The sequence below is a fragment of the Desulfonatronum parangueonense genome, assembly GCF_054656975.1.
Map to the genome: position 1 here is coordinate 539,777 of NZ_BAAHXH010000003.1, position 20,519 is coordinate 560,295.

The 20,519-nt window shown below is 58.4% G+C and carries 12 protein-coding genes; 5 read left to right on the plus strand and 7 right to left on the minus strand.

Annotated elements, in window-relative coordinates; translation table 11 throughout:
• Positions 1-31: 31 nt before the first annotated feature.
• Positions 32-1,036, minus strand: a complete 1,005-nt coding sequence (locus ACYQ15_RS02905; protein ID WP_459936025.1) for a sensor histidine kinase — start codon at positions 1,034-1,036, stop codon at positions 32-34.
• 354 nt (positions 1,037-1,390) lie between these two features.
• Between ACYQ15_RS02905 and ACYQ15_RS02910 the strand changes: the two genes are divergently transcribed.
• From ACYQ15_RS02910 to ACYQ15_RS02930, 5 genes are all read left to right on the plus strand, one after another.
• Positions 1,391-1,765 (plus strand): response regulator, encoded by a 375-nt coding sequence (locus ACYQ15_RS02910; protein WP_459936026.1) that lies wholly within the window; start codon positions 1,391-1,393, stop codon positions 1,763-1,765.
• A 268-nt stretch (positions 1,766-2,033) separates the two neighbouring features.
• Complete coding sequence (locus tag ACYQ15_RS02915; protein WP_459936027.1) at positions 2,034-3,188, plus strand: sensor histidine kinase; 1,155 nt, start codon at positions 2,034-2,036, stop codon at positions 3,186-3,188.
• A gap of 53 nt (positions 3,189-3,241) precedes the next feature.
• Positions 3,242-5,350 carry an SLC13 family permease gene (locus ACYQ15_RS02920; protein WP_459936028.1) on the plus strand — a complete coding sequence of 703 codons (2,109 nt, stop codon included), beginning with the start codon at positions 3,242-3,244 and terminating at the stop codon, positions 5,348-5,350.
• Between the two features lie 133 nt (positions 5,351-5,483).
• Positions 5,484-5,867, plus strand: coding sequence for a response regulator (locus tag ACYQ15_RS02925; RefSeq protein ID WP_459936029.1), 384 nt, complete (start codon positions 5,484-5,486; stop codon positions 5,865-5,867).
• Positions 5,868-5,933: 66 nt separating this feature from the next.
• Positions 5,934-6,815, plus strand: a complete 882-nt coding sequence (locus ACYQ15_RS02930; protein ID WP_459936030.1) for a sensor histidine kinase — start codon at positions 5,934-5,936, stop codon at positions 6,813-6,815.
• 39 nt (positions 6,816-6,854) lie between these two features.
• Here the strand turns inward: ACYQ15_RS02930 and ACYQ15_RS02935 are convergent, their stop codons facing one another.
• The 6 genes from ACYQ15_RS02935 to ACYQ15_RS02960 all read right to left on the minus strand — a co-directional run bounded on the left by ACYQ15_RS02935 (position 6,855) and on the right by ACYQ15_RS02960 (position 20,519).
• Positions 6,855-8,846 carry a PAS domain-containing hybrid sensor histidine kinase/response regulator gene (locus ACYQ15_RS02935; protein ID WP_459936031.1) on the minus strand — a complete coding sequence of 664 codons (1,992 nt, stop codon included), beginning with the start codon at positions 8,844-8,846 and terminating at the stop codon, positions 6,855-6,857.
• A gap of 41 nt (positions 8,847-8,887) precedes the next feature.
• Positions 8,888-10,921, minus strand: a complete 2,034-nt coding sequence (locus ACYQ15_RS02940) for a methyl-accepting chemotaxis protein (protein ID WP_459936032.1) — start codon at positions 10,919-10,921, stop codon at positions 8,888-8,890.
• Between the two features lie 655 nt (positions 10,922-11,576).
• A complete protein-coding gene (locus ACYQ15_RS02945; RefSeq protein WP_459936033.1) occupies positions 11,577-11,939 on the minus strand; it encodes a TusE/DsrC/DsvC family sulfur relay protein in 363 nt (120 codons plus the stop codon).
• 313 nt (positions 11,940-12,252) lie between these two features.
• The gene (locus tag ACYQ15_RS02950; protein WP_459936034.1) at positions 12,253-13,779 is read right to left on the minus strand and encodes a DEAD/DEAH box helicase; all 1,527 of its coding nucleotides are present in this window, start codon (positions 13,777-13,779) and stop codon (positions 12,253-12,255) included.
• Positions 13,780-14,798: 1,019 nt separating this feature from the next.
• A complete protein-coding gene (locus ACYQ15_RS02955) occupies positions 14,799-17,792 on the minus strand; it encodes an AIR synthase-related protein (protein WP_459939542.1) in 2,994 nt (997 codons plus the stop codon).
• A gap of 258 nt (positions 17,793-18,050) precedes the next feature.
• On the minus strand, positions 18,051-20,519 hold the full coding sequence (locus ACYQ15_RS02960; RefSeq protein ID WP_459936035.1) for a sensor domain-containing diguanylate cyclase: 2,469 nt from the start codon (positions 20,517-20,519) through the stop codon (positions 18,051-18,053).

Below are 20,519 nucleotides of genomic sequence, written 5' to 3' on the forward strand. Positions count from 1 at the left end.
GGCGTTTGCCTCTGCCTGAAGTCCTGAACCCTCACGGGGCGGCCGGTGATGCATCCGGTCCGGATCGACATATCGGCAAGTGAATGGTGAAGGTAGTCCCCTGGTCGACTTGGCTTTGAACCATAATGTCGCCGCCCATGTTCTTGATGATCGTATAGCAGATGGACAAGCCCAGCCCGGTCCCCTTGCCCACCGGCTTGGTGGTGTAGAAGGGGTCGAAGATGCGGGTCAGGTTTGCCTTGGGAATGCCGTCGCCGGTGTCGGCGACGACGATTTCGGCCATGTCGCCGACCCTGCGCGTGCTGATGTTCAGCGTGCCGCCTTTGTCTTCCATGGCGTCCAGGGAATTGTTGATCAGATTGAGGAAAATTTGCTGCATTTCCGACGCGGAAGCGGCCACCGGCGAAAGATCGGCGTCCAGTTCCAGAACTACTGTGCAGCCCGAATAGCGGGCTCGTTTATCCGAAAGGGCCACGACTTCCTGGAGCAGGGGGTTGATATGCACCTCCTGGATGCGCAGGTCGGTTTTGCGGGCGAAACGCAGCATTTTGTGGGTGATTTCCCGGCACCTGGCGCCCTGGGTGCGGATCTGGTTCAATGCCCTTTTGAATTCTCCCAGGTTGGGGGAATTGGAGAAGGCTTCGTCCTCCTCCAGGAGATCATTCATCCAACCGGCTTCCTCGACCATGATTGCCACGGGATTGTTGATCTCATGGGCGATGCCCGCGGCCAACTCACCGATGGAGGCCATTTTCCCTGCCTCGATGAATTGTTCGTTCATCTTCGGCATGGTTTGGGGCAAGGCGGCGTTGTCCATGACCTTGTTCAGCAGAAAAGCGGCTGCGCCGATGCAGGCCATGCCCAGGACGATCAGGATCAGCAGGCCGAACTGGAGCGCCCCGGAGGGAGGAGTCACGGCTGTTTGATTGAGGATGAACCAGGACGCGCCCATCACCCCCAGATACGGAATCAGGGCCAGGAGGAGTATGACAAAAAAAATGGTTTTTCGGGTGGAGAATTTTGGTTCTTTATCCATGGAGTCTGGTTCCTAAAGCAGGCATCAAGGCGGTTGATGTTCGAATGTCAGACAAAAGGCGCGCGAGAGACATCTGTGCTATCTGTTCGACTTTGTCGCTAACTCTCGCATACACCCGGTATGACTTGAGTACAAGCAAGTTCAAAAAATAACATGAAGATAAGAAGGCTTGGAAGTGAGAGGGTGGGGCAACCCATATCCGAGGGGTCGCAGATATGGACAATAACGGCGGCTTGCGGCTAATGAAGATTATTCACGGCGAATAGTCGCCAAAGAGCAAAGATGTTCATTCATTTTGTTTTTGGTCATCTTTGACCGAACGTTATTCAGAACATTGCGTCTGTTGGAGGAAACATGAGCAAGCCGAAAATACTGTTGGTGGATGATGAAACCCGTTTTCGAACCACCGTGACCAAGCGTCTGGTGGAAAGAGGTCAGGACGTGGTGGCCGTTGGCAGCGGGCTGGCGGCCATCGAGTCCGTTAAGCAGACACCCTTCGATATTGTTGTTCTGGATGTGAAAATGCCCGGCTTGAACGGACTGGAAACGCTCACGGAGCTGAAAAAGATTCGTCCGGAAATGGCTGTGATCATGCTGACCGGGCATGCTTCCGTGGACTCGTCCATCGAGGGCATGAAGCTCGGCGCGTTCGACTACATCCTCAAACCCTGCGACATCGAGGAACTGCTTGGCAAGATCGAGGCGGCGCACCGGTCCATGATACACTGAGTGTCCCGAATTGCTTGTAAACTCGTTAAGATACGTTATTGCTGTATAAGCCGAAAACCCAGTGCAGGCGAATGCCGTATAGGATGTGCTGCTGTGCACACTGTTTTTTTTTGTTTCTTGTTGTGTCATGTTTCAAATTGTTTCGAATCGCTCAGCTTGACATTTTTTGCACAAACTGTTTTTCAGTCACCACCTGTGGAGTGAAACCGATTGAACATGAGTTGATCTAATATGTAGACTTGCTTTTAGGACAAAGATGATGTCGACAATGGATCCCTGGAAGAATGCCTCGCCCCGGAATGACGAATGCCAAGGTTCGCACTCCATGAACGCCCCGAATGATTCGGTTCGTTCAGCGGCTGTGGAGCATGTACCCATCGGCCTGAAAACCGCCTTCCGGACCTGTCTCGTGCTTTTATGTCTTGCCTTGGGGGCTCTCCCGCTGGCCCTCCTGCCATTGTTTTCCATCTCTGAATTTTTCCGTTTCCAATCCCTGCTGTTTTTCTTCCCCGCCGCTTTTGTCGGTCTTGCCCTGGTCATCCTTGTTTGGGCGCAGCGCCAACTTGCTGCTTTTGCGCCACAAGCCGCACCCCTGAATGCCGTCGCGCTCGGCGACCACGAATCCGGTGTCCCCGGCGACCACGAGATCATGGACGAGCAGGTCAAGGCCCTCAAACAGCAGCTGTATCATGCCCAGAAGGTCGTCTCCGTGGGTCAGATCGCCGGGGAGGTGGTCCATGAGATCAACAACCCCCTGGCGATCATTGATTCCCAGTCCGGAGTTATCCGGGACATGCTGGATCCGAGTCTGGGCCTGGACGCCTCGCCCGAGAACATCCGCAAGGAGCTGGACGAAATCGACAAGGCGGTCAAGCGGGCCCGGGGCATCACCCACAAGGTGCTCAGCTTCGTGCGCAAGACCGAACCGAGGCTTCAGGAAAGCGACGTGAATCAACTGCTGGACGACGTGGTGTCCGGGATGAAGGAGAAGGAATTCGCCCATTCCGGGATCCACATCGTCAGGGAGTACGGGCGGTTGCCGAAACTGCTGCTCGACCCGGACCTGATCCAGCAGATGTTCTTGAACCTGTTGAACAACGCCGGTGATGCCATGGAGGACGGCGGCGAACTGACCCTGCGCACCGCGGTGGAAGACGGCCGCGTCCTCGTCTCGGTGGCGGATACCGGGCACGGGATGAGTCCGGAACAGCTTGAACAATGCTTCAACCCGTTTTTTTCCACCAAGAAGCCCGGCAAGGGAACCGGGCTGGGCCTGCCGATCTGCAGGAACATCGCGGAGGATCTGGGTGGAACAATCGAAGTGCGCAGTACTCCGGGGCAGGGGACGGTCTTTTCCTTGTCGTTGCCCATGCCCGGCAACGACCCCGGTGTCGATACGGATCGAAATCGATCGCGAACATGAGGCTGATTGTGTGGTGGCAACCTTTAAATGGATGAACATGAAACGGAGGATGCATGACAACGGAAAAGATCAAGAATCCGCCAGGCTCCGAAAACCATGAGGACCTGATTGAAATCGGCCGTCAGGAACTGCGAGCCGCGCCCGGAGGGATAACGAAAGTCCTGCTGGTGGACGACGAGGACCAGTTTCGGTCCTCCCTGGCCAAGCGGCTGGCATCCCGCGGTTATGAAGTGCTGGAGGCCGCGGACGGCGAGCAGGCCATGCTGGCCGTGCGTCACGACAAGCCTCAGGTGGTGGTCCTGGACCAGAAAATGCCCAAGATGGAGGGCATCGAAACCCTGGAGGCCATCAAGGAACTGGATGACGAAGTCCAGGTGATCATGCTCACCGGGCACGCCACCATGGAGGCGGCCCGGGTCACCGGAAAGCGGGAAGCCTTTGCCTACATGCAGAAACCCGCGGCCCTGGAGGATTTGATCGAGAAGATCAACAGCGCCCGGGAAGAATACCGCTATGCCCAGCAAAAAATGGAATCCCCGCATATCGAGGAAAAGGGCTTCAAGAACTGGTTCTTCGGACGCGAGGGATACCGGCCCGGATTCATCTGCATCGGCTTTCTGATCATGCTGTTCATGTACATGATTCCCGCCCCGGACCGTCTGGTGACGCTGATGACCGTTCAGAAGGGCAGTCCCCAGGAAGAAATGATCATGGGCTACGCCCAGTTCAGGAATATGCAGCCCGGCCAGAGCATCGCCGAGTTCTACGGCACCCGGATGGCCCGACTGAATCTGGAAGGCGCGGCCCTGGAGCAGGCGGCCATGCAGCGGGCCAAGATCATGGTCGGCGTCTTGATGTGCGCGGCCCTGTTCTGGGCCACCACGGCCCTGCCCCTGGGCATCTCCTCGATCATGGTCGGGGTGTTCATGTACTGGTTCGGGGTCTTTCCACCCAACGACGTGGCCAAGGCCTTTGCCACGGACGCGGTGGTCTTTATTTTCGGGGTTCTGGCCATGTCCATCGCCATCGGCAAGACCGGGCTGGACCGGCGCATCGGTCTGGTCCTGCTCAAGCCCAGCACCTCGATCTACAAGCTCTGCTTGATCTTCGCGCCCATGGTCGCCATCTGCGCGTCCTTCCTGTCCGAACACGCCCTGATCGCCTTCATCGGCCCGATCCTGATGATGGTCTACATCGGCGCGATCAAGGCCGGCGGGATCACCAAGGACAAGACCCTGGTGATCATGCTCCTGCTGACCCTGAACTTCGCCTGCAACGTGGGCGGTCCCGGATCTCCGGCGGCCGGCGGGCGCAACGTGATCATGATCACCACGCTCAGCGACTACGGCATCTCCATCAGTTTCGGCCAATGGGTGATGTACGGCCTGCCCTTCGTGCCGCTCATGGCGGTGATCGTGGGGTTGTATTTCTACTTGTGGGGCCGGAACAAGGTCCAGCTCAGCAAGTTGAACATCTCCGCTGCGGTACGGCGTGAATCCGAGAAACTGGGCAAGTGGACCACGGACGAGTACAAAACCCTTGTCGTCCTGGTGGTGCTGATCTTCCTGTGGTCGGCCCTGTCCCACAGGTACGGCATGGGCGGCCCGGTGATCCTGGCCCTGGTGGCCCTGAGCATCCTGAAGATCCTGCGCTGGAAGGACATCACCAAGGTCCACTGGAACGTCATCCTCCTGTACGCCGCGGCCAGCGCCATGGGCTTCGGTCTGGCCCAGACCGGCGGAGCATTGTGGATCGCAGACACCCTGATCGGGACCCTGCCCGCGTTCCTGACCAGCTCCAGCGCCGGCATGGCCATCGCCGCTTCGATCATCACCGGCGTCCTGACCAACTTCATGAGCGACGGCGCGACGGTCGCGGCCCTCGGCCCGATTATCGTACCCAGCGCAATTATCGCGGGAGTCTCTCCGGTCATGGTCGGCCTGGCCACGGCCTTTGCCTCGTCCTTTGCCCACTGCCTGATCATCGGCACCCCGAACAACGCCCTGATCTACGCCATGGCCAAGGACCCAAAGACCGGCGAACAGCTGCTGACCACCACGGACTTCTTCAAGCATGGCGTGGCCGTGCTCCTGCTGTCCTGGCTGGTCCTGTGGTTCTGGGTTATCCTGGGCTACTGGCAGCTCCTGCCCTTCCCGGCCTAGTTCGGAAGGTTTGGGGAAAACTCCGTGGGTGCGCACTCGCGCACCCACTTCACCGCAACCGACGTTCCCTGGCGGGTCACGGTCAACCCGTGACCCGCCAGGAAATTCTGGATAATTGAATCAAGGAAGCCCAGTGACGAACAAAACCATCACGGTGCTGCTGGTGGACGACGAAATCTCCCTGTTGGAGTCGGTCCGGCGGCGGCTGGAATACCGCGGGTTCAGGGTGATCGCCGTGAACAGCGGCGAGGAAGCCCTGAAGGTCGCCCAATCCGAAGTCGTGGACGTGGCGGTCATCGACGTGAAGATGCCGGGCATGGACGGCAAGGAAGTGATGCAGCGGCTGAAACAAGACCATCCGGAGATGGGCGTGATCATGGTCACCGGTCATGGATCGTTCAGTTTCAAGGAAGAAGAGGTCAGCGGGATGATCGACGCCTGCCTGGCCAAACCCTGCGACCTTGCTACCCTGCAAGAGGCCATTCAGGACGCCGCCCGCAAAAGAGCGGACGGCTGACGGAACGTTCCACGTTCAACCCGGAGGTCTGCTATCCTTCTCGTAATCCTCGCTCTTCTCTGCGGCGTGGGGGCTGGGTATTTCATCGGAACCCTGCATGCAACACGGTCCACGTCCGCTGCACCGGATCTGCCGGATACTCGCCTGGATAGGCCGACCGAAGCTGATCAAGGTGCCGGTGCGGCCCAGCAAAATGCTCCGGCCTGCGTCGTGGACGAGCAGATGATCCAGGCCCACAAGCTGGCCGCCTTCGGTCAACTTTCTACGGGGGTGGCGCACGAAATCAACAACCCTCTGGCGATCATCAACGAGGAGGCGGGCTGGCTGGAAGACCTCCTGGCAAAGGAGGAAAGCAGGGATTTCAAATATCGCGGCGACTTCAAGGATTCGCTGCGGATCATCGTTCAGCAGACGCATCGCTGCGGGAGCATTACCGGCAAACTGCTGCGCTTTGCCGAAAACATGGATTCCAATATCGGGGAAGTTGACCTGAACGACATTCTGGACGAGGTCGTGGGCATTCTGGAGAAGGACGCGATTTTAAGCAATATCGTCATCGAGCGCGACTTTGATCCGGAACTGTCGCTGATGCATAGTGATTCGGCTCAGTTGCGCCAGTTGGCCTTGAACCTGGTCAACAACGCCCTGGATGCCGTGGAGCGCGACGGCAAGGTCGTCGTCGGCACCCGTAGGAAAGGGACGGATTGGGTCCTGCTTACTGTCAAGGATGACGGCTGCGGCATTCCCGAGGATCATCTGCACAGAGTCTTCGAACCCTTTTTCACCACCAAGCCGCCTGGCAAAGGCGCCGGACTGGGCCTCTCCATCTGTTACGGGATTGTGACCAAGCTGGGCGGCGTGATCACGGTGGACAGCGCCGTGGCCAATGGCTCGACCTTCACCGCGACCCTGCCCATGCAGGCACCTGGCGACGATGTTGAAAACTGATCATTCTGCGCAAAGGCTTTGACGTCTCAGCCGCCGCGCTCAGGCGGCGGGTCTTTGGGACATCACTTGTTCCAAGGCCTGAACCAAATCCTCTTTCCGCATCGGCTTGGCCACGTAACTGCTCATTCCCGCGGAGACGAATCTTTCACGGTCGCCGTTCAGGGCATGTGCGGTCACTGCGATGACGGGGATGGCCGGATCATGCAATGAGCCGTCATGGCCTTGAATCCGCTTCAGGGCCTCCAGACCGTTCATCACCGGCATTTCGATGTCCATGAGGACCGCGTCATAGGTCCGGCCCGATTCCAGTAAAGCATCCACGGCTTCCTGGCCGTTCTTCACAGCGACCACTTGGTGTCCCATTTTTCGCAATAATCCCTGAATAACCATGCTGTTGACTTCATCGTCCTCAGCCAAAAGGATTTTCAACCGTTTCTCTTCCGACTCGTGGTCGGAAGCGTCACGTTGAAGTGACGCGGCGTTTCGTCGACCCGAGATCGTCCTTAAAGGCAGGACGCAGGTGAACGTGCTTCCACGTTCGGGTTCGCTGTCCAAGGCAATGCTGCCGTCCATCATCTCGACCAGGCGCTTGACCAGGGCCAGCCCAAGGCCCGCCCCTTCGTATTTCCTGGCATAGGTACCGTCAGCCTGGATGAATGAATCGAATATCGCCTCCTGTTTGTCCGATGTGATGCCGATGCCGGTATCATCGACAGCGAGATGCAGACGACACTGTTCTGGAAAAGGAGACGGCAAGCAATGCATCTCCACCTTGATGGATCCGGTATTCGTGTACTTCACCGCGTTGGCCGTCAAGTTGAAGACAATTTGTCGTATGCGTTTGGGATCGCCGATAAGTTGATCCGGCACCGAATCGTCTCGGATAATGTCCAGGGACAATCCTTTCTCCAAACAGGACGGTCTGAACAGGTCCTCGAGTTCGTCCAGCATCTGGTTCAGTGCGAAGGGCTCAGGGCATATCCGAGCCTTGCCCGCTTCGATCTGGGACATGTCAAGGATGTCGCTGAGCAGGGCGGTCAAGCGATGCGCGGATTTCACGGCGATATGCACATACTTTTGCTGTTCTTGGTCAAGGCCCGTGCTTTCCAGAAGTTGCATCATGCCAAGGAAGCCGTTCAAGGGCGTCCGGATTTCATGGCTCATATTGGACAGGAATTGGCTCTTGGCCTTGTTGGCCTCCTCTGCAAGCCGGCGGGCCGTCTCGGCCGCTTCCTTTGAACGCTTCAGCTTTTCAAGTGCTTTTTTTCGTTCCGTGATGTCCCGTGAATAGCTGACCGCCTGAACGACTCGGCCGTAGCCATCCAGGATAGGAAATAAACGCAGAGCGTAGACTCGACCGTTGCGCTCCTCTTCAAACCGGATCATTGTTTTCGTGGTAAAGACTTTTTTCAGTTCCTCGCGTCGGCGGGTGGCGGTTACGGGTGAGAGGTAATCGAAAATCGGTTTGCCCAGCATGTAGTCGATATCCGTATTGCGGCGTCTGGACGCGACAACGTTGCTTTCGAGGATCAGACCGTTCTCATCCATCAGAAATACGGAGTCCGAGGTGGCGTTGAGCATTCCTCTTATCCGTTGTTCCTTGTCAAACAGGGTCTGCTCCACCCGCTTTCGGTCGCTGATGTCCACTGCAAAACCCTGGAAGTAGCTAATGCGGTCCTGGGCGTCGCGAACAACCCTGATGCTCTTGCTGACCCAGATCACGGAACCGTCGCGACGGAAAAGAGGCAGTTCAAAAGCAGTAATCCGGGATTGCCGCTCCAGAATCCGCAGCAAGCTGGTCCGGGAGTCTGGTGTGACGTAGATTTGGAGGCCGATGTCAGTCACTGCTGCGATCACCTCTTCAGGATTGTCGTAGCCGAGCATCTCAGCCATGGCCCTGTTCACGCTGAGATAGCGTCCGTCAGGAGTGGAGCGGAAAATGCCGATGGGGGCGTCCTCCAGTATCTGCCTGCTGGTCAACTCGTCCTGGCACGGCCATGTCACATCAGCATTCATGCTTTCAGCGCCCATAAAGACCTCTTTTGGGGGTGGGGTTTTCGAGGAGGCAATCATTAGAATTTTTCGAACTCATTGTCTTTTTCCGCCATATCCAAGGAAAAAACGCCTTGGTTCCTTTTTGGGGCTGCCATGGCGGCCCTGCCGGCTGATAGGCGCGGGTTCGCGGCTACTTGCTCGCGGTCATTGCGCACCCTTGGTCCGGCGTGGGAACCGCTCATCTTGAAGAAAGACATGATGGCTTGCAATTCTTCGGCCTGACTGGACAACTCTTCGGAGGTGGAGGCCATTTCCTCGGCCGCCGAAGCGTTCTGCTGGATGACTTGATCCAGCTGCTGGATGGCCTTGTTGATCTGCTCCACGCCAATGCTCTGTTCCCGGCTGGCGGCGTTGATCTCCTGGATCAGTTCAGCGGTTTTCTGGATGTCCGGGACGATCCTGGTGAGCATCTCGCCTGCCTGTACCGCCACCTGGACGCTGGAGGCGGAAAGTTCGCTAATCTCCGTGGCCGCGGCGCCGCTGCGCTCAGCCAGTTTGCGCACTTCCGCGGCCACCACGGCGAACCCCTTGCCGGCGTCGCCGGCCCGGGCCGCCTCGATGGCCGCGTTCAGGGCCAGCAAATTGGTCTGCCGGGCGATCTCTTCAATAATGGAGATCTTTTCAGCGATCTGCTTCATGGCCGAGACGGTCTGAGAGACCGCTTGTCCACCCTCCAGGGCGTCCTTGGCCGCCTTGAGGGCGATCTTTTCGGTCTGGGCGGCATTGTCCGCGTTCTGCTTGATGTTCGCGGTCATCTCCTCCATGCTGGAGGAGACTTCTTCCACCGCGGCAGCCTGTTCCGAGGCGCCCTGGGACATCTGCTCCGAGGAGGCGGAAAGCTGCTCGCTGCCCGAGGCCACGTTCTCCGAGGCCGACTGGACCTCACTGACGATCTGCCGGAGTTTGGTCTGCATGTCCTGCATGGCCTTGCCCAGCATGCCGATCTCGTCTCGTTGGTCCACCTCCAGTCCGGCGTCCAGTTCGCCCGTCGCGAGTTCGTTGGAAAACACCACGCCCTTGGCAACGGGGCGGGTGATCATGCGGGTCAGGATGATTGCGGCAAGAATGCCGAGCAGCAGGGCCGCGATCAAGCCGAAGATGAGCACTCGCGACGCCGAAACCAATGACTCCATGGTCTGCAGGGCAATGGCCGAGGTCTGCCGTTCCGCGTTGGATTCCAGGGTGTTGCTTTGTTCCAGGACGGAAGTGTAAGCCCGGATCATGGAGTGGCTTTGTGTCTCCATGTCGTGCTGGGCCGCGAGCATGGCTTCCATGGCCAGCTGGTAGCTCTCCGCGGCGGTCCTGGTCTGATTGAGCTGGCGTAGATTGACCTCCTGACGGGTCACGTTGATCAGGTTTTGCAACTGTGACTGCAGGACTCCGAAGTTGCCCAGGATACGTTCCATGCCAGCCATGTCCCGAGTGGCCTGGGCGCGCCAGTTGGCCACCCTGATCTCGTTGCCAAGATCCAGAATGTCGTTGCCCGCGGCGATCCGATCCTGGCGGATGCGCAACTCGGCCACCGTGTCCTGCTCCGTGATCTGCCTAGTCATGGCCGTGTTCTGGGCCTGAATATAGGCGGAAATGCTCTCCACGAATGTGTCCGCGGCCAGACCGGCCTGGGCGCGTGCATCCGCGATGCGCCCTACGGCCTGCTCGGTCTTGGTCACGGCCTCTTCAAAAGTGTTCATCAGGGTCGTGATTTCTTGGACGCCGGTCCGCAGCTGGGCGAGACGCGGCCGCTCCTGGGCCAGACCGCGGCCTTCTTCCAGATGGTCCCGAATGGCCCTGATCTCGTTCCGACCTCGTTCCAACAGGGCCGAGTCATGGGTCAGGCCGTAGCGCGAAAGATAGTTGACCGCCTGGGCTTGGCTCCCAGCGATGTTCCCGGCAATAACCCATTCCGGAACCAACTCGTTGGCCAGACGGTTGCTGTCGCCGCCGACGCGATGCATGTTCAGGATAGCCAGCCCCCCCAAAGCCAACATGATGATGATCAACAGTCCAAACCCCAGCCCCAGCTTCACTCCCAGTCTCATGTTCTTGAACATCAATAAAACCCCTTTGATTATGCCATGGTACATGGTACAAGAAGATAAAATATGGTGACGTTTTAAAGAGGGTAGCCGTCCTGATCTGCAAACGTAGGCTAAATTTTTTGTATCTCACGGTGCCGCTTAACATTGTGAAATTTAGAACGCAAGAGGTGGGACAACGATTCAAGAATCCCATCAATGTTTCGAATTGTAACTGCTCATAAACTCCGTGGCGATTTAACTGCCCTGGAAAACATCTGAATCCCGACTTTCATCGGAATGACTGAAAGAGGGAGATCCTTCACACAAAGTCATGCCGGCAAAGCCGGTATCCAGCCGCTTTCAGCAGATATTGAAGAAGAAGTCGGCAAAGCCGATCCACTTCAGGACTGGATGGGTAGGGCTTTGTCGATGTTTGATTGCTGGCAGGTTCAAATGCAGGTGGGGCAGAGTCGTTCAGGACGGGGGGCACAGGTTCGCGTCCAATGTCCTCGGATTCGGCACCCCTCCTTTTGGAGAGGCGCGAGGATGTCTGGTGAGCCGACCATGGTTCAGCAAACCATGGCCGGCTCACTCAAGCGCGGAAAGTTGTTGAATGGAAATGAAGGGACCGCTGGAAAGATCACGTCAATGAGCTGACGAGTCTGCACGATGTGGCGGATTCAGCGGGTTATTGCATGGAAATGAGTCGATAGAATTCTTGATTCCGGTCGTCCGCTTCGGAGAAGACATTATCCGGCTTGGGTAGCCCGGCGGCCTTCCAGGCCAGCAACGGATCCAGAAATTCCTCTCGCACGCATTCCTTGGGCTGATTTAATTTCTTGCAGACGGCATGAAGAATCGGGAAGGCGTGAAATTTCTTGTAGTGCTCACGCATGAACTGGAGGATGGACAGAGTCTGCTCATTCAGCTCCGGACCGGAATGATGCTTGAGAATCGCCCTGGCCACATCCTCGTTCCAGCATTCAGGGTCCAGCAAAAAACCATCCTGATCCACTTCACAAGTCTTTCCGTCAAAATCAATCTGGGGCATACGTGTCTCCTTGTCGTCTTCAAGTTGGTTGAGCGTGCTTCGGATACTTAAAAGAAACCTAATTACTCAGCTCATCCGAGAATAAGCGCACTGGATACCCGCCTTCGCGGGTATGACTAATGCGGGTCGGCATTGAGAAACAAGTCATTCCCGCGAAGGCGGGAATCCAGGTCATGTTAGCCACAAGTTTTTGGAAACCAACCTTAACCCGCTCTGAAGCTGGGTAGTTACAAAGAAACATAAATTCCAGCAGAAAAGGCGTCAAGGCAATATTTAGGCTGGATTGATGCTGGTTGGTTCACGGATCATCGTTTCAACTTTCTCCGGTTGACGAATCTCCCTGGTCATTCCTTTTCGGCTTGCGGCGACGGCGTTTTTTCTTGGGTTGGGGGTCCGTTGTTGAAATCTGGGTGGTCTTTGACGTCGTTTTTGGGGCTGGTTTGTCCTCGGGCTTGGGCGGGGGGACATTCATGGTCTGCTGGTAGAGTTCATCCAGAAGAATGGCCAGCAGGGCGGAGGTGTCCTCGCTTTGGGCGAACCTGGGAATGGTCGGAACAAACCGCGCTGTCCGCTCTTTTTGCGCCAAGGTCATGGTGCGGCGCTTGTTTTCCAGCATCACGGTGATGCGGTCCTCAAGAACCGCGGTCACGTCTTCCTCTTCCGGCGTGGTGCGTTCCAGCATGTTGATGTTGAACCGGGCGGCAATGCGCCCCAGTTCGATCTTTTCCATGATGTCCACCAGGGAGATGACCCTGCCCGTGGCTCCGGCCCGGCCGGTGCGCCCGGCCCGGTGAATATAGGATTCCGGATCCTCCGGCGCCTCGTACAGAAAGACATGGGAAAGGCCCGGGATGTCTATGCCTCTGCCGGCCACGTCCGTGGCCACCAGAAAACGCAGCTTTCCGCCGCGGATGCGGGCCAGGACCCGTTCGCGCTGAACCTGGGAAAGATTGGAGGAAATGTCTTCGGCGTCGAAACCATATTGCTTGAGGATTGCCGCGACGTACTCCACATTGTTCTTGGTATTGCAGAAGATGATGGCGGAACTCGGGTTTTCCATCTCCAGAAGGCGGATCAGGACCCGGTCGCGGCTCATGCGGGGGACGACGCAAAAAACATGTTCGATCTCCGCGATATGGACCTGATCCCCGGAGAGGCCAAGAAAAACTGGTTTGTTCAGGAACTCCTCGCCGAGGCGAATCACGCTCTCCGGGTACGTGGCTGAAAACATGAAGGCGTCATAGCCGCCACGCGGCAGGTAGCGCTGCAGTTCGCGCATGTCCGGGTAGAAGCCCACGGAAAGCATCCGGTCGGCCTCGTCGAAGATGAGCACGCGGATATGGTCCAGGCTCAGGTTGCGGCTGAGGAGATGGTCCAGGATCCGACCCGGAGTTCCGACCACAAGGTGCGCGCCTCGGCGAAAGGCGTCGATCTGGGACTGGTAGCCGGTGCCGCCATACACCGGAACCACGTTCAAGCCCGAATCTCCGGCCAGGACGCCGGCTTCCTCGCTGACCTGGCGGGCCAGCTCACGGGTCGGAACAAGGACCAGAGCCTGGCATTCGGATTTCTTGGGATCGATGCGTTCCAGCAGGGGCAGGATGAAGGCCCCGGTCTTGCCGCTGCCGGTGCGGGCCTGGGCCATGATATCCTGGCCGGCCAGCACATAGGGAATGGCTTTTTTCTGAACCGGGGTCAGCTCAGTCCAGCCGGCACGTTGGCAGGCCTGGCGCAAGGCTTCAGGCAATTCTTCCAGTGATGTCTCTGGCCGCAGGGAATCAGGGGAGTCAGAAGTCTCCGGTTGCTCCTGAGGCGGATGATCAGTGTTCTCTTCAGTCAAATGATGCTCCTTGGGGTGATCTGTCGTCTCATCTGCTGATGGTCCACCCCGGTCGTTTGTAGATGTGAACCATGGATGGACGCAGATAAATTCTATCTTCCAGTAACTATTCAGCACATACGGAGCATGATCATTCTCCAGCACTGGATTCCGGCTTTCGCCGGAATGACGTATCTGGCAAGCTTTACCACTCTAGTCATACCGACGAAGGCCGGCGCTATCGCTATCCAGGTCTTTCTGGCTCTGCTGAGTAGTTACATTCTATCTACTTAAAATGCATTGCGTGATCTGCCTCTGGCAATCGGTATCGGAATCGGTATCGATAATGTTGAGAATCCCTCCGCACGTCTTCGCATTCGATCCCGATCCCGATACCGACCCCGATGCCGAACCGGGCAACGGACGCGCATGCTGGATAGTAACCAAGCAATGTAACGACTCAGCATACTTTATGTGATCTGCCTCCGGCAATCGGAGTCGGGGTCGGGGTCGGAATCGGTATCGAGAACATTGAGGCTCTCTTCACACGGCTTCGCATTCGATTCCGATCCCGATCCCGATACCGACCCCGATGCCGAACCGGGCAACGGAAGCGCATGCTGGATAGTAACCAAACAATGTAACGACTCAGCATACTTTATGTGATCTGCCCCCGGCAATCGGTATCGGGGTCGGTATCGGAATCGGTATCGAGAACATTGAGGCTCCCTTCGCACGGCTTCGCTTCCGATCCCGATCCCGATACCGACAGCGATGCCGAACCGGGTAACGGACGCGCATGCTGGATAGTAACCAAACAATGTAACGACTCAGCATACTTTATGTGATCTGCCTCCGGCAATCGGAGTCGGGGTCGGGGTCGGAATCGGTATCGAGAACATTGAGGCTTCCTTTGCACGGCTTCGCTTCCGATTCCGATCCCGATCCCGATACCGACCCCGATGCCGAACCGGGCAAAGGAAGCGTATGCTGGATAGTTACCAAATTATAACCATTAACCATTAACGATCAACAAGCTCCTACCAGTCCATGGTCGCTTTCCAGGCGGCGGCCAGATCTTCGACGGAGGTGGTGATGATTGTGGATGGGCCGTGGTTGACGCGCAGGAAGGGCTCCGGATGGACCCGGCCAATGCGGCCCAGGATCTGGCCCCTGAAAAGTTCTTCGAATGCCTGGACCTGTTCCGGTGCGACGCAGACCAGGAGTCGACCCGCGGATTCGCTGTAGAGCAGGATTTCCGAAGCGAGATCGCCGGGGCAGGAAGGCACGAGCGCAAGATCGATCTCCGCTCCGAGCCGTCCGGCAATGGCCATTTCCGCCGCGGCGACTCCCAGGCCGCCGTCGGAGAGATCATGGGCGGCCCGGACCAGTCCGGCCCGGATGGCGGCATGCAGACTCTGGTAGCGGCGCCGGTTGGCCAGGGCGTCCACCTGCGGGACATTGCCGGTGGAAAGTCCCAGTTCGGAAACCAGTTCACTGCCGCCCAGCTCGTCATGCGTCGGCCCGAGCAGGTAGATCGCGTCGCCGGGCTGCTTGAAGTCCGAGGTCACGCAGGTCCGGACATCCTCCACCATGCCCACCAGGCTGAAGAGTAACGTGGGCGGCACGGAAATCTTCACCCCGCCCACGGAATAGTCGTTCTTCATGGAATCCTTGCCGGAAACGCAGGGCACGCCATAGGCCAGGCAATAATGCGCCAGGGCCTGATTGGACCGGACCAGTTGCGCCAGCTTGTAGCGGCCGTCCGGGGTCTTTTCGGACTGGACCGGATCGCACCAGCAGAAGTTGTCCACTCCGGCCATGCGGTCCGGATCCGCGCCCACGGCCACGGCGTTGCGCACGGCCTCGTCCACGGCGTTGGCGGTCATCCAGTAGGTGTCCAGGTCGCTGAACTTGGGGCAGATGCCGTGGGAAACCACAAGGCCGGCATTGGAATCCAGCAGCGGTCTGATCACCGCGGCGTCCGTGGGCCCGTCAGCCCGCGGACCCATCAGCGGCTTGATCACGCTGCCGCCCTGGACCTCGTGGTCGTACTGGCGGATCACGTACTCCTTGCTGCACACGTTCAGCCGGCCGAGCATGCGTTTGAGCAGCTCATTATGGTCTCTGGTCCTGGGAATGGCCATGTCGGTCTGGGGCGGCGGAACCCATTCGGCCTCCAGCTGCATCTGGGGCGTGCCTTCATGGAGAAAGGCCATTTCCAGCGCAGCCACGGTTCTTTCACCGAAGCGGATGTGAAAGAGCCCGCTGTCCGTGAACCGGCCCAGGGCCGTCGCTTCCACGTCCATCTTTTCGGCCAGGGCCAGGAAGGCTTCCAGATCCTGGGGGGCCACGGCCGCGGTCATCCGTTCCTGGGCCTCGGACAGGAGGATTTCCCAGGGCATCAGTCCGTCGTACTTCAGCGGGGCCAGGCTCAGATCCAGGTCGCAGCCGCCGCTGTCCTGGGCCATTTCGCCCACCGAGGAACTCAGGCCGCCGGCCCCGTTGTCCGTGATGGCCTGGTACAGACCGCGGTCCCGGGCAACCATCAGGAAGTCGTACATCTTGCGCTGGGTGATGGGGTCGCCGATCTGGACCGCCGTGGCCGGTGAGTCCTCATGCAGCTCCTCCGAGGAGAAGGTGGCCCCATGGATGCCGTCCTTGCCGATCCGCCCGCCGACCATCACGATGGCGTCGCCGGGACGGGCCTTCTTGATGTGGCTGGGGCGGTCCCCGATCATGGCCGGCATGATGCCGATGGTGCCGCAGAAGATCAGCGGCTTGCCCAGGAAGCGCTCATGAAAGACCAGCGAACCGTTGACCGTGGGAATGCCGGACTTGTTTCCGCCGTGTTCCACGCCCTCGCGCACCCCTTCCAGGACTCGCCGGGGGTGGAGCAGCCGCGGGGGCAGGGGCTGGTCGTAAAAGGGCGAGCCCAGGCAGAAGACGTCGGTGTTGCAGAGCAGGTTCGCGCCCAGGCCCGTGCCCATGGGGTCGCGGTTCACGCCCACGATCCCGGTCAGGGCGCCACCGTAGGGATCCAGGGCCGACGGGCTGTTGTGGGTTTCCACCTTGATGCAGATGTTGTGGTCCTCGGCAAAACGGATCACGCCGGCGTTGTCCTTGAACACGGAAAGGCAGAAGTCGTCCTGCCCCATGCGCCGACGCAGGATTGCGGTGGGGGTCTGGATAAAGGTTTTGTAGAGACTGTTGACGGTTTCAGTGCGTCCGGCGTCTTGGTTGCGATAGGTGATTTTGGCGCAGAAGATCTTGTGCTTGCAGTGCTCGGACCAGGTCTGGGCCAGGGCTTCCAGTTCCACATCCGTGGGATGCTCGGGCAGGCCTTGGGATTGGCGGGCCATGCGGATGTCGAGACGTTCATAGTATCCGCGGATGGCCTTCATTTCATCGAGGCTGAGGGCCAGAACGCCCTTGCGGCTGATCTCCATCAGTTCCTCGTCGCTCAAGCCGGAAAGGGCAATGGTTTGGACCGTGTCGCTGGGGCGGCCCACCACCTGGGCGGCCCGGGCCGGAAAACCGGGAGATGCCTGCCACTCGGAAAAACTCTTGATCTCGAAGCGCTGGATCAACTCGTTGGCCAGCAGGTCCTTGGCGATGTGCCGGACATCAGCCTGGGTCAGGTTGCCGGAAAGCAGGTAGCGGGTGGCGGTGTACACGGCGAAATCCCGCGGCAGGGGCTTGGGCAGGCCCAGGACCATGGCCACGCTTTGGGTAGCGGTACGGCCCTCGTTGTCCGTGACGCCCGGGCGGAACCCCACTTCCAGGGTCCAGTCGAACCCAGCGGGGGCGGGCAGGGGAGAAAGCGACGCCACGTGCAGGATGGGGTCGTCCAGGACATGGCGCTCCAGAACCGTCCGGATCTGCTTCTCGTCCAGACCGGCCACCGTGAAGACCTTGATGGTGGACACATTTTGCACGTCGATGCCCAGTTCCTGGCAAATCTTGCGGCCCACCCGGTTGCCGAGGGTGTCGCTGACATGGTCCCGCGGGCCTACTTCCACACGCCACAACATCATGATCCTACTCCTGTATGCCAATGATCCTGATCCTGATTCTGAATCGCGATCAAAATCATTTTGTTAAAGCATGAGTCATTGCTCAGCACATCCAGTGTTTGGTCATCCATCAGCACTGGATTCCGGCTTTCGCCGGAATGACGTGTTATACCATGTCCTTTACAAGTTCAGTCATACCGGCAAAGGCCGGTATCCAGTCCGATTTTTCTCGAATACGCTGAATAGTTACCAAGCATGAATTGCTGACAGAATGTGTCAACTATTGGCTGGCATGGAGGCGGAATTGTCCGCTACCACAATCGTGTTGCCGCCGCTCTGTTTGGCCGAATACGACGCTCGATCCGCGCGGCTGAGAAAACTCTCCGCTGATTCCCCGGCCTGATACTCGCTGATCCCGATGCTGAGGCTGATTTCCGAGACAAAGGTCTCAGCCACGCTCTTTTTGACGCGGTCCGCCAGGTGAGCCAGTTGCTCGGTGGAGGATTCCGTTGCGAGGATGACGAACTCATCGCCGCCGTACCGGACGGGAAAGTCCGCGCCCTTGCGGCAGGTGTCGCGAAAGATCTTGCCGATGTTGCGCAGCACCTCGTCGCCGGCCTGATGCCCCTTGGTGTCGTTGATCACTTTGAATCTGTCCATGTCGCAGAACATCAGGCTCAGGGCGTGCCTGTTGCGGAGAGCCCGGCTGATTTCCCGGCGCAGGATCTCGTGAAAATAGCGTTGATTGAACAGTCCGGTCAAATCATCAAGCATGGCTTGCTGCCGGAGTTTTTCCTCCAGACGGCGGATGGTGGTCAGATCACGCCCAACGACAAGGTAATCGGCGGGTTCATCCGGCACGGCGGGCAGAGGAGAGAAGATCAATTCCAGGGGCATGGCTGGTCCGCCTTCGATAAACAGGACGGCTTCCTGAGGATCGCTCATGGTTTCCAGGAGATGCTCGTCCCAGACCCCGGCGAAAGCCCCGGCCGGGGTCGTGATGGAGAAAAGGTTGCGGCCGACGAGTTCGGCCGGCAGCAGCTTCGAGGTGAAGGTAATGATGCCGCGGGCGTTCACGGTGAGTATGACGTCCCGCATGGCGTTGACCAATCCCTTCAGGAAGTTCCGCTGCTTGTGCATGCTCAACTGCAGTCCGGCAATATCCTGGATGTCCTCCAGCAGGAGCAGAATTCCGGGACGCTGTGCATCCGGGAATTTGTGAGCGGTGAAGTAGAGGCAGGGCGTTTTGATGTCCTGACTCATGGAACCGGGGCAGTTCAGGGAACTGATGGACCGGGTGTTTTCGTCGCGGACGAACTCGTGCCATGCGGTTTCGGAGTTGAGCAGTCCGATGGTCTGCAAGGCAGGGGCGATGTCGCGGCCATGGATGCTTTTCGTGCGCAGGAGCCGAAGCAGGCTGGGGTTGGCGGCCACCACCTCCCCGGAATCATTCAGCCGGGCCACTCCGACGGGCAGACCATCCAGCATGCCGGCCTTTTCTTCCAGGACAGCAGTTCGCTGCATGTACCGCTCCAGGGCCAAAGCCGCGAAATGCGCGTAATGTCCCAATTGGACAACGGCTTCATGGGGCAGTTCCTTTTGATGGATGCGCAGTTCCGCCCATGTGGCGGGGCCGACCCGCATGGGAATGCTCAGCCCCTTGAAGGTCCAGGCCAGCTCATTACATGGAACAAAGGTCTGGACCTCGGAAACCGCGGAACCCTGATGGCACCGAAACAATGACCATCCTTGCTCCTGAGGCCAGGCAAGGCCAAGCTCCCAGGTCCGCAGATTCCACTGGTGAAAGAGGTGCTTCTGGAAAATATTTGCCAGGGCCTGCACTCCGCCAGTGGCCTGGGACAGGTCCAGACTCATGAAAAAGAGCCGCTGGATGGTTTCCATGGACTGGGAAAGCAGATGCAGGTCAGCCTCCCGGTCCGAAAGATTCAAAAGGTCCGTCAATGCGCTGAAGCGGCGCAGGATGCTTTCGCGCAACAGTTCATAGCCGGCGTCGGGGCCGGGAACGTCGTGCGTCACATCCTGGAGCAGGTGCTTGAAACGGAGCAGTTCCAGGGGGTCGGCATCGCTTTCCACTTCCAGCTTGGCCCAGTACGCACCGAGAATGACGCACTGCTGAAAGGGCGAATGCTCGCGCAGGGAGTCCATGTCGTGATGCAGGGCTATGGCTTCCAGGACGTCCTCCGGCAGTTCCCACAGGCTGAGCAGTTCCATGCTGACCGCCGCATGGTCCTGATCATCGGGGAGACAGGCCTGCATCAGCCGGGAAATGTCCATCAGCAGGGCACTGAGGTAGGCCAGGTCAGCTTTTCCCGGACAAAGACGTTCCGCAAGACATTGGGCGGCCAGAGCCGACCAGATGGTCTCCCGCCATGTATGGAAGTTTTTCCGGGTGCATTTCGTGGAGTCGGAAATGGACTGATACAGGGAGACGCTCAGGGTGATTTTCAGCAGTTCCTGAGTCCCGAGAATGACCGCGGCCCGCTTCAGGTCGAGAACCTTCTGGTTCAGGGAGTAGAAGGGTGAGTTGACAAGAGCAAGGATATTCGTGGTCAGGACCGGATCTGATTTGATGAATTGAGCGATGCGGCCAAAATCCGGGAAGGGGCGCACAATTTCCTGGACAAGAGCCACCAGGGCGGGTGCAAAGGTCTTGTTCAGACTTGCGGCAAGGGATTCGATGGGTTTCCTGGTAGCCATTTGTCCATTGCGCGGCAGCGTGTGCAC